We start from the raw sequence: 11,160 nt of genomic DNA on the forward strand, positions 1-11,160 counted from the left end.
ACAGACCGGCCAGCGCACCGCCACCGGCGTGCACGCCACCCTCGGGCTTGTCGTGCTTCCACGAGTCCGGCTTCTCACGGTCGTCGTTGCTGCTGGCGGAGGAACCGCTGTCCTTGTCCCAGTCGTCCGCCGAGGTCACGGCGTATGCGGCGGGAACGGAGACCGCGAGGACCGCCGTGACGGCGGCCGATGCGAACAGGGTGCGGGCAGAGCGCATGGATACACAGTCCTTTCGTCACGCCCGAGCTGGCCGGCTGGTTGTCGGCTCATCGGATCACGGGTGCGACGTGATCCACCGTCAGCTGAAATCCGGAGGCTCACCACTCGGGAAGGCCGCATTCGAGGGACGCCGTGGGCTCATCGTGTGACAGAGAGCCAGATGTCACCCGTTGGAGGGCACGCCACGCCGGGAGGAGGTTTGGGCCGCGACGATCATGGGTGTAGGGGGTCCGTGGTGCTCGTAGGATCACGGCATGAACGACATCGCACCGTCCGGCTGCTGCTCCCCCGGCCGCGGGGGGCCTGACGGCCCGTCCGGGACGACCCCCTCCGCCCCGCCCGGCCCGGACCGGCTCGTCCCTGCCGCGTCGGCCGCGAAAGGTGTCGCCGACGGGATGGTGCTGCTGCCCGGTGGACCGTTCCTCATGGGGTCCGAGGATCCGGACGGGTTCCGCGCCGACGGTGAGGGCCCGGTCCGCGAGGTACGGGTCTCCGCCTTCCGGATCGACGCGCACGCCGTCAGCAACCAGCGCTTCGCGGAGTTCGTCTCCGCCACCGGTCACGTCACCGAGGCCGAGCGCTTCGGCTGGTCGTACGTCTTCGCCGGGTTCCTGCCGGCCGCGCTCCGGCGCGGCGCCGGCCGTCCGGACGGCGCCCCCTGGTGGTGCGGGGTGGAGGGCGCCCGGTGGGACATGCCCGAGGGGCCCGGCAGTGGGATCGACGAGCGTGGGGACCATCCCGTGGTGCACGTCTCCTGGAACGACGCACGCGCGTACTGCCGTTGGGCGGGCGCCCGGCTGCCGACGGAGGCCGAGTGGGAGTACGCGGCCCGGGGCGGCCTGGGACAGGCCCGCTTTCCGTGGGGCGACGAGCTGACCCCGGACGGAGAGCACCGCTGCAACGTCTGGCAGGGGCACTTCCCGACGAAGAACACCGCCGAGGACGGCCACACGGGCACCGCACCCGTCGACGCCTACCAGCCGAACGGATTCGGCCTGTACAACATGGCGGGGAACGTCTGGGAGTGGTGCCAGGACTGGTGGGGCACCGACCATCAGGCGGCCCGCCACAGCGACCCGCGTGGCCCGGGCACGGGTGACGCCAAGGTGATCCGGGGCGGCTCCTACCTGTGCCACCGCTCCTACTGCAACCGGTACCGGGTGGCCGCCCGTACCCGCAACACACCGGACAGCACCACGGGGAACCTCGGCTTCCGCTGTGTGCGCACGGCCTGATCCCGCCGTCATTGCGGCAACATGAATATTTTTCCGGGTCATTGACTAAAAAATCGCGCGGTCATCATGCTGGGCGCCATGCACTCACACGGTGGACCTCTGTCGCGGCTGAGGCGCGGGCACGAGGAACGCGTGCTCGCTCTGCTGCGCCGGCACGGCCCGCAGAGCCGAGCCGAGCTCGGCCGCCAGGCCGGGCTGTCGCGTACCACGCTGTACGACATAGTCGGGACCCTGGTCGCGAGCGGTGCCGTCGTGGCCGCAGCGGCGGAACCCGGTCCGCGCAGGCGCGGCCGTCCTGTCGAGCACCTCACGCTCAACCCCGCGGCCGGCCAGGCCGTCGGCATCGACTTCGCGCGCCGCGCCGTTCATGTGGCCGCCGCCAACGTGGCGCACGAGGTGATCGGTTCAGCGAGCCGGTCCCATCCCCCCGGGCTCTCCTGGGAGCGGCGGGTGGAGCTGGCCGAGCGGCTGGTCGCCTCGCTGGCGGGCGGCACCCTGCGGCTGGCCGCTCTCGGGACGACCGGTGCGGTCGGGGTCGGCGTCGTCGGCCCCGTAAGGACGGCCGGGGGTACGCCGGAGGAACCCCTGGCGACCCTGGCCGGACTGCTGGGCAAGCGGTTCGGGGCCCCGGTGCTGCTGGACAACAACACCCGGCTCGCGGCCCTCGCGGAGTCCACCTGGGGAGCCGCGGCGGCGAGCCAGGACGTGCTGTATCTGCGGCTGTCACACGGAGTGGGCGGCGGCCTCGTGGTGAACGGTTCGCTCCACCGGGGTGTGGACGGCCTGGCGGGCGAACTCGGGCACATCACCGCCGACCCCGACGGCGGTCCGTGCGAGTGCGGGGGCAGGGGGTGCCTGGAGACCATCGCGTCGATCGGGCCCGTCCTGGCCTCCTACCGCGCACTGGGCGGACGCGCGGACGACGTCCCTACCCTCCTGAGGGCGGTCGGGAACGACGACCGCGCGGCACACGAGGTGCTGCGGGCCGCGGGGGCACGGACCGGCGCGGTGCTCGCCGGGGTCGTCAACGCCGTCGGTCCGGGCGTGATCGTGCTGGGCGGCGAACTGGCCCGGGCCGGAGACGCGCTGCTCGCACCCGTGCGGGAGGCCCTCGACGCACATGTCATGCCGCTGGCCCGTGGGCGCGTGACGCTGCTGCCCGCCGGGCTCGGTGAGGCGGGCGGCGCGCTCGGCGGAGTCGCCCTGGCCCTCCATGAATCCCCTCTGCTCGCCCGCTACCCGGGCCCTGGCAGCGAAGACCTTCCCGAGGACGCCATATGAGTTCCACGGAGACACCCCTGAAGCAGGCCGAAGCCGTACCCGAAGACGCGGTACCCATCCGCCGGCCCCGGCGGAAGCGCCCCCGAATACCCACGATCGCGCTGAACCTGATCGCCCTGGCGGCGGGCGTCGGCGTGTGGGCGTGGCTGGCCTCCCTCGGGGTGCAGGCGTTCCCGGGGCCGGCCGCCGTGGCCGACAAGGCAGGCGAACTGATCGCGGACGGCACGCTGGCCGACGACTCGCTGGCCAGCCTCCGACGCGTCCTTACCGGCTTCGCGCTGGGCACCCTGCTCGCGGTGCCCGTGGGCTTCCTTATGGGCTGGTACCCGGTGGCACGCGGGCTGCTGGAGCCCTACATCCAGTTCTTCCGCACGGTCCCGCCGCTGGCCATGATCCCGCTGGCCATCGTGCTGCTGGGCATCGGCGAGGTGCCCAAGATCTTCGTGATCTTCCTGGCGGCCTTCCTGTCGAGCGTCGTGGCTGCCTTCCAGGGCGTCGTGGGAGTCGACAGGACACTCATCGACGCGGCGCGGGTGCTGGGCGCCCGTGACGGGACCATCTTCCTCAAGGTGGTCGTCCCCGCCTCCGCGCCGTTCATCCTCGTCGGGATGCGGATCGGGCTGGGCTCCGCCTGGGGAACCCTCGTCGCGGCGGAGCTGATCGCCGCACAGGAAGGACTCGGCCACCGGATGCAGGACGCTCAGCTCTACTACGACCTCCCCACCATCTTCGTCGGTCTGATCACCATCGGTCTCCTCGGACTTCTGATGGACCGGCTGCTGCTGCTCGCCGAACGACGCCTCACCCGTTGGCAGGAGACCCGATGAACCCCAAGATCTCCTTCAGGAACGTGTCCCGGACCTTTCCGCTGAAGAAGACCACCTTCACCGCCCTGGACGAGGTGTCGCTGGACATCGGTGACGAGGAGTTCGTCACCGTCGTCGGCCCGTCCGGGTGCGGCAAGAGCACCCTGCTCAACCTCGCCGCTGGGCTGACCGTCCCGACCTCGGGCGAGGTCCTCGTCGACGGCCGGACGGTCACCGGTCCTGGACCGGACCGTGGGGTGATCTTCCAGCAGTACGCGCTGTTCCCCTGGCTGACCGTGCGCGGCAACGTCGAGTTCGGGCTGAAGCTGGCGTCCGTGCCGGCCGCCGAGCGGAGGCGGCGGGCGGAGCGCGCCATCGAGCTGGTCGGCCTCACCGACTTCGCCGACGCACTGCCCAAGACGCTGTCGGGCGGGATGAAGCAGCGCTGCGCCATCGCCCGTGCCTACGCCGTCGATCCGCAGGTGCTGCTGATGGACGAACCCTTCGGGGCGCTGGACGCGCTGACCCGGGTCCAGCTCCAGGACCAGCTGCTGGACACCTGGAGCCGGGACAAGCGCACGGTCCTGTTCGTCACGCACGACGTGGACGAGGCCGTGTACCTGGCCCGGCGCGTCGTGGTGATGGCCGCACGGCCCGGCCGGATCCAGTCGGTCATAGACGTGGATCTGCCTTATCCGCGTACCGAGGCCATCCGGCTCTCCCCCGAGTTCGCCCGGATCCGCAACGCCGTGTGGACGTCCGTCTACCACCAGACCCCGGCCGCCCAGGCCGCCTGAACACCCACAAGTCACCCGCGCTCCCCCGAACTCCCGTAAGGAACCCTGCGTCATGCCTCTACCTCAGCGCGCCCTGACGGCGGCCGTCGCCGTGTCCGCCCTGGCACTCTCCGTCACCGGATGCTCCGGCGACTCGTCGTCCGACGGAACCGTCCGCTTCGGCTACATCAGCGACTACAACGGCGTGAGCCTGCTGGCCATCGCGGACAAGCAGGGGCTGTGGAAGGCAGAGGGGCTGAATCCCGAGTACAAGCCCTTCACCAACGGCCCGCTCCAGATCCAGGCGCTCGGATCGGGCAACCTCGACGTCGGCTACATCGGCCCCGGCGCCATGTGGCTCCCTGCTTCGGGCAAGGCGAAGGTCGTCGCGGTCAACACGCTCGCCCGCGCCGACCGGGTCATAGCCCAGCCCGGCATCACCTCCATCGAGGGCCTCAAGGGCAAGAAGGTCGGTGTGCCGGAGGGCACCTCCGGTGCGATGGCACTGGATCTCGCCCTGCAGAAGGCCGGGATGTCGGAGAAGGACATCGAGAAGGTGCCGATGGACCCGTCCACGGTCGTCTCGGCGTTCGTCTCCGGGCAGATCGACGGAGCCGGCCTCTGGTATCCGCTGATCGACAACATCAAGGCGAAGACGCCGAAGCTCAACGAGGTCGCCAGTACGACGGACTTCAAGGACCGGGCGTTCCCCACGGCTTTCGTGACGCCCGCCAAGAGCGACGAGAAGCTGAACGCCAAGGTCGTCAAGGTCCTTCAGAAGGCCAACGACTGGCGCGCCGCGCACCCCGACGAGTCCATCGACGCTGCCGCGTCGATGCTGAAGATCGACCGCGCCAAGGTGGCGGCGGACGCGGCGAACGTGGAGACGCTGTCGACGGCCGATCTGGTCGCCAGGACCGAGGACGGAACCGTGGACGGCTGGCTGGACGGGCTCGGCAAGTTCTTCGTGGACACGGGCCAGCTCAAGAAGGCTCCGGCGGCGGACACGTACTACGAAGGCGACCTCTACACGAAGGCGTACAAGAAGTGAACCTGCTCTTCCTGATGACCGACCAGCACCGGGTGGACACCCTCGGCTGTTACGGCAATCCGCATGTCGCCACGCCCAACCTGGACCGGCTGGCGGCCACCGGAACGCGCTTCGACCGCTTCTACACGCCCACCGCGATCTGCACCCCGGCGCGGGCGAGTCTGCTCACCGGGCAGGCGCCCTTCCGGCACCGGCTGCTCGCCAACTACGAGCGCAACGTGGGTTATCTGGAAGATCTGCGTGAGGACGCCTTCACCTTCCCCGCGGCCCTGGCGGAGCGTGACTACCGGCTGGGACTCATCGGCAAGTGGCACGGCGGGACGCATCGCAACGCCGCCTCGTACGGCTTCGAGGGCCCGGATCTGCCGGGGTGGCACAACCCCGTGGACCACCCGGACTACCTGGCGTATCTGGAGGAGCGCGGGCTGCCGCCGTACCGCATCTCCGAGCCGATCAGGGGCACGGCCCCGGGCGGCAACCCGGGGAATCTGCTGGCCGCCCGGCTGCACCAGCCGGCGGAGGCGACGTTCGAGCACTACCTCGCCACCCGCGCGATCGAGCACCTGGAGCGGTACGCGGCCGGCGAGGAGCCGTTCTTCCTGGCCACCCACTTCTTCGGCCCGCATCTCCCCTACCTGCTCCCGGACGCCTATTTCGACCTCTACGATCCGGAGCTCGTCGAGCTGCCGCCGTCCATCGCCGAGACCTTCGAGGGCAAGCCACCGGTGCAGCGCAACTACAGCGCGCACTGGGCGTTCGACACCATCCCGATCGAGACGACACGCAAGCTGATCGCCGTCTACTGGGGCTATGTCACGCTGATCGACGAGCAGATCGGGCGCATCCTCACCCGCCTCGACGAACTGGGGCTCAGCGACGACACCTCGGTGTTCTTCACCGCGGACCACGGCGAGTTCACCGGCGCCCACCGGCTCCACGACAAGGGTCCTGCGATGTACGAGGACATCTACCGCATCCCCGGCATCATCCGGATTCCCGGGGCCGCCCCACAGGTCAGGGACGAGCTGGTCAGCCTCACCGACTGCACCGCGACGCTTCTCGAACTCGCGGGCTGCGACACGGCCCCGGCCGTGGACAGCCGCAGCCTGGTCCCGCTGGTCAAGGGTGAGACCCCCGAATGGCCGGGCGAGCTGGTCGCGGAGTTCCACGGCCACCACTTCCCCTACCCGCAGCGGATGATCCGCGACGACCGCTACAAGCTCGTCGTCAATCCGGAGTCGGTCAACGAGCTGTACGACCTGGAAGCGGACCCGCACGAGCTCAGCAACCGGTACACGCACCCCGAATTCACGGCGGTGCGGGCGCGGTTGATGCGGCGCCTGTACGAGCTGCTGCGGGACAGGGGCGACAACTTCTACCACTGGATGACGTCCATGTACGACATCGGCGCCTCCGACTACGACCCGAGCCTCAGCGCCTTCGAGACGGACGACACGACCTGGACCGCGACGGCGGATCCGGGCGGGACACTCACGGAGACCTCATGAGACGCACACGAAGGACCGTCCGCCCCCGTTTCCTTCCCCGGTGGGCGGCCGCAGCGGCCGCCCTGGTCTGGGTCCTCACCCTCGCCTCCGCTCCGTCGCACGGTGCGCAGGACCGCGCGGCGCGTGGAGCGCAGGGCCGTCCGGCCGCCGCGACGACGTACACCAATCCGGTGTCCGCCGGGGCCGTCGACACCTTTCCCGATCCCGCGATGATCCGCGGCAAGGACGGTCTCTGGTACGCCTACGGCACCCAGAACCCGGTCATGCAGAGCAAGGGTGAGGACGGGGAGCGCATGCTGCCGATCCTCCGCTCGGCCGACATGGTGACATGGGAGTACGCGGGCGAGGTCTTCACACCCGAGAACAAGCCGGCCTGGCACGAGGGTTCACGGCTGTGGGCGCCCGAGGTGCGCTACGCCCTCGGGCGGTACTACCTCTACTACTCCGTACCCGGGCGCAACACAGTCGGCCTCGTCACCTCCGCCACCCCGACGGGCCCGTGGACCGACCGGGGAGCCGTGCTGCCCTCGCCGAGCGGCTGCCCTGCGGGGAACATCGACCAGGCACAGTTCACGGACACGGACGGCACCCCCTATCTGTACTGGGGCAGTTACGACACCATCTGCGTCGCGAAGCTGAACGCCGACCTGTCGCGCACCGAGGGCGAGGTCACGCAGGTGGCCCGAGGCCGCCGGGTCGAGGGCGGCTTCGTCGTACGGCGCGACGACTTCTACTACCTGTTCTACTCCGACGCCGGCTGCTGCGACGGCGCCTACAGCGGCTACCAGGTGAAGGTGGGCCGCTCCACCAGCCCCACCGGCCCCTTCACCGACGACGAGGGCACCGACCTGATGGCCCTCACCAGCAAAGCGGGCGTGGTCGTCGGGGCCAACGGCAACCGGTGGATCGGCCCCGGCCACAACTCCCTGCAGACCGACCTCGCGGGCCAGGACTGGCTGGTCTACCACGGCATCCCGGCCGAGTCGCCGGATCTCGCCCCCGCCTCGAACGGCACGCTGAAGCTGAGCCGGCGTCCGATGCTCATCGACCGGCTCGACTGGATCGACGGCTGGCCCGTCGTGCGGGCCGGCGCGGGACCGTCGGACGGTCCGACCGCCGCGCCGGTGACCTCATGGGCCACCGGCGGAACGTTCGACGACGGCGGCCTGTCGGGCTGGCGCGCGGAAGGCCGGGACACCGCCGGCTGGTCCACCGCGACCGATCCGGATTCGGGCGTTCACGCGGTGCGCACACCGGGCGCCTCCAGGGCGGGCGCCGCGTATCTGATCGCCGACGGGCGCACCCCCGCGGATCTGCGGGCCGAGGCGGACCTGAAGGTGACGGCGGCGGACGGTGCGGCGGGGCTGACCGTCGCCTACCGGGATCCCGGCAACCGGATCGTGGCCTGGCTCGACCGGGCTCGCGGCGCGCTCGTCACCGACGTACGTGTGGGCGGCAGAAGCCGTGGCGAGCGCGTCACCGCGCTGCCGTCCGGATTCTCCTGGGACACGTGGAACAACGTCTCCGTGGAGATGCGCGGCACCCGGCTGACGGCCGCGGTGACGGGCGACCGGCTGCGGGATCCCGTGGCCTCGCAGTCCCGTGACCTGCCGGCCGCCGCCGTCCGTAAGGGCGCCGTCGGTGCCGCCGCGCGGGGAGCGGGTGCGGCGGCGGACAACGTGGGCGCGGCCGCCCTGTACCGGCCGGTCACGAAGCGGGTGGCCGTTCCTCCGCCGGGGCGACTGCTGACCGGTCACAGCGACGAGTTCGACACCGCCACGGTCCCGGGCACCGGTCCCGCCTCACCCTGGCAGTGGGTGCGCGGGCCTGCCACGGGGGTCACCATGTCCGGCGGCGCACTCTCCTGGCCGACGCAGGACGCCGAGCTCCATCTGGGCACCAACACGGCCTCCGTGCTGCTGCGGGACGCGCCGAAGGGCGACTACACCGTCGAGACCAAGCTGCGCTTCGCTCCTGACCAGGCGGCCCAGCAGGCGGGTCTCCTGCTGTACGAGAACGACGACCGGTGGTTCAAGCTCGTCCACTCGGTGCTGCCGCTCACCAACGGCAACGGAGCCGTGCTCGATGTCAGCGAGTTCGGCAAGGAGGGCGAGCGCCCCACCACCACCCCGCCGACGGCCGTGGCCAACGCCCCGATGTTCGGCGGACCCACAGCCGACACGATGTGGCTGCGCATGGCATACCACCACGACGCCGAGCACGGGGAGCACGAGGTACGCGCGTCCACCAGCCGCGACGGCGTCCACTGGTCACCGGGCGGCACCTGGACCCTTCCGGTACGGGGCGGGCTGAGCATCGGCCTCGTCTCCCACAACCGACGGGGCGCCACGGCTGAATTCGACTACGTGCGGACGTACGCCGCCCAGTGAACCCATGCGCCGTTTCCTGAACCCATGAGCCGTCAGATCTCACGCTCCGTCACTGAGGAGGCCGACCGGGAGGGACCATCACCGCGCGTTCGCCATCAGTTCTTGTCGCCAACAGGCCCTGATACATCCGTTGTTGCACATCTATTGACGCGTTCGCGAACAAGGGTGGAGTATCTCGCACAGCCGGAGAGAGCGCTCTCCGGCTGTGCGCGTCGTGTATCCGCCCCACGACTCAGGAGACCTCCGTGTTCGCACCTCCGAACCGTCACAGACCCGTTCCCGCACCGGCCGGAAGGCGCGGCGCCGTGCTGGCCGTCATCGCCGGTCTCGTCCTGTCACTTCTGGCCTTCGCTCCCCAGACCCCGGCGAGCGCCGCACCCACGCTGCTCTCCCAGGGGAGGACGGCGACCTCGTCCAGTCAGGAGAACGACGGCACGTCTGCCGCCTCCGCGGTGGACGGCGACAACGGAACCCGCTGGTCGAGCTCCTTCTCCGATCCCCAGTGGATCAAGGTCGATCTCGGCGCCGCCGCCTCGGTGAGCCAGATCGTGCTCCGCTGGGAGGCGGCCTACTCCACCGGCTACCGGATCGAGTTCTCCTCGGACAACAGCAACTGGAGCACCGCCTACTCCACCACCACCGGACCCGGCGGCACCGAGACCCTCAACGTCTCCGGCACCGCCCGCTACGTCCGGCTGACCGGCACCGCGCGCGCCACCGGATACGGCCACTCCCTCTGGGAGTTCCAGGTGTTCGGCACGGCCGGCGGAGGTGACCCGCAGATCCCCGGCGGTGGTGACCTCGGCCCCAACGTGCTGGTCTTCGACCCCTCGACCCCGGACATCCAGGGCAAGGTCGACGCGATCTTCAAGCAGCAGGAGTCCGCGCAGTTCGGCACGGGCCGCTACGCGCTGATGTTCAAGCCCGGCACGTACGACAACATCAACGCGCAGATCGGCTTCTACACCTCGATCGCCGGACTCGGCCTCAAGCCCGACGACACCACCTTCAACGGCGATGTCACCGTGGACGCGGGCTGGTTCAACGGCAACGCCACGCAGAACTTCTGGCGTTCGGCCGAGAACCTCGCCCTCAAGCCGGTGAACGGCACCAACCGCTGGGCCGTCTCCCAGGCCGCCCCCTTCCGCCGCATGCACGTCAAGGGCGGCCTCAACCTCGCGCCGAACGGCTACGGCTGGGCCAGTGGCGGCTACATCGCCGACAGCAAGATCGACGGCCAGGTCGGGCCCTACTCGCAGCAGCAGTGGTACACCCGCGACAGCTCCGTCGGCGGCTGGGGCAACGGCGTCTGGAACATGACGTTCTCCGGCGTCGAGGGAGCACCCGCGCAGAGCTTCCCCGAACCGCCGTACACCACCCTGGACAACACCCCGGTCTCCCGCGAGAAGCCCTTCCTCTACCTCGACGGCAACGACTACAAGGTCTTCGTCCCCGCCAAGCGCACCAACGCACGCGGTGTCTCGTGGAACGGCACCCCGCAGGGCCAGTCCATCCCGCTGAGCCAGTTCTACGTGGTCAAGCCGGGCGCGACGGCGCAGACCATCAACGCTGCCGTACGCCAGGGCCTGCACCTGCTGTTCACCCCGGGCATCTACCACGTCGACCAGCCCATCGAGATCAACCGCGCCGACACCGTCGCCCTCGGCCTGGGCCTCGCCACGATCATCCCGGACAACGGGGTGACCGCGATCAAGGTCGGCGACGTCGACGGCGTCAAGCTCGCCGGACTCCTGGTCGACGCGGGGACACAGAACTCCTCCGTTCTCGTTCAGGTCGGCCCCGAGGGCGCCTCGGCCGACCACTCCGCGAACCCCACCAGCCTCCAGGACGTGTTCGTCCGGGTCGGCGGCGCGGGTGCCGGCAAGGCGACCAC

General features: G+C 70.3%; 8 protein-coding genes and 1 pseudogene. 8 read left to right on the top strand and 1 reads right to left on the bottom strand.

The features are described from left to right. Positions 1 to 217: pseudogene (locus tag ACIREO_RS14015) on the bottom strand (hypothetical protein); the annotation flags it as partial. 256 nt (positions 218 to 473) lie between these two features. Here ACIREO_RS14015 and ACIREO_RS14020 point away from each other — a divergent pair. The 8 genes from ACIREO_RS14020 to ACIREO_RS14055 form a co-directional block, all read left to right on the top strand. Further along, positions 474 to 1,454: a formylglycine-generating enzyme family protein gene (locus ACIREO_RS14020; protein ID WP_404108687.1), complete on the top strand. Its 981-nt coding sequence runs from the start codon at positions 474 to 476 to the stop codon at positions 1,452 to 1,454. Positions 1,455 to 1,520: 66 nt separating this feature from the next. Further along, on the top strand, positions 1,521 to 2,735 hold the full coding sequence (locus tag ACIREO_RS14025; RefSeq protein ID WP_404108690.1) for an ROK family protein: 1,215 nt from the start codon (positions 1,521 to 1,523) through the stop codon (positions 2,733 to 2,735). Then, positions 2,732 to 3,562 carry an ABC transporter permease gene (locus ACIREO_RS14030; RefSeq protein ID WP_404108693.1) on the top strand — a complete coding sequence of 277 codons (831 nt, stop codon included), beginning with the start codon at positions 2,732 to 2,734 and terminating at the stop codon, positions 3,560 to 3,562. Before ACIREO_RS14025 ends, ACIREO_RS14030 begins: the two co-directional genes overlap by 4 nt. Next, positions 3,559 to 4,338, top strand: a complete 780-nt coding sequence (locus ACIREO_RS14035; protein WP_404108696.1) for an ABC transporter ATP-binding protein — start codon at positions 3,559 to 3,561, stop codon at positions 4,336 to 4,338. The genes ACIREO_RS14030 and ACIREO_RS14035 overlap by 4 nt, the downstream gene beginning before the upstream one ends. Before the next feature lie 52 nt (positions 4,339 to 4,390). Further along, positions 4,391 to 5,368 (top strand): aliphatic sulfonate ABC transporter substrate-binding protein, encoded by a 978-nt coding sequence (locus ACIREO_RS14040; protein WP_404108699.1) that lies wholly within the window; start codon positions 4,391 to 4,393, stop codon positions 5,366 to 5,368. After that, complete coding sequence (locus tag ACIREO_RS14045; RefSeq protein WP_404108701.1) at positions 5,365 to 6,876, top strand: sulfatase-like hydrolase/transferase; 1,512 nt, start codon at positions 5,365 to 5,367, stop codon at positions 6,874 to 6,876. The genes ACIREO_RS14040 and ACIREO_RS14045 overlap by 4 nt, the downstream gene beginning before the upstream one ends. Beyond that, complete coding sequence (locus tag ACIREO_RS14050) at positions 6,873 to 9,266, top strand: family 43 glycosylhydrolase (protein WP_404108703.1); 2,394 nt, start codon at positions 6,873 to 6,875, stop codon at positions 9,264 to 9,266. Before ACIREO_RS14045 ends, ACIREO_RS14050 begins: the two co-directional genes overlap by 4 nt. 245 nt (positions 9,267 to 9,511) lie before the next feature. After that, the coding region (locus ACIREO_RS14055) for a discoidin domain-containing protein (RefSeq protein WP_404108705.1) at positions 9,512 to 11,160 on the top strand (1,649 nt) is incomplete at its 3' end.

Origin of the sequence: Streptomyces sp. NPDC102441, from assembly GCF_044765585.1 — a bacterium.
Taxonomy (GTDB): domain Bacteria; phylum Actinomycetota; class Actinomycetes; order Streptomycetales; family Streptomycetaceae; genus Streptomyces.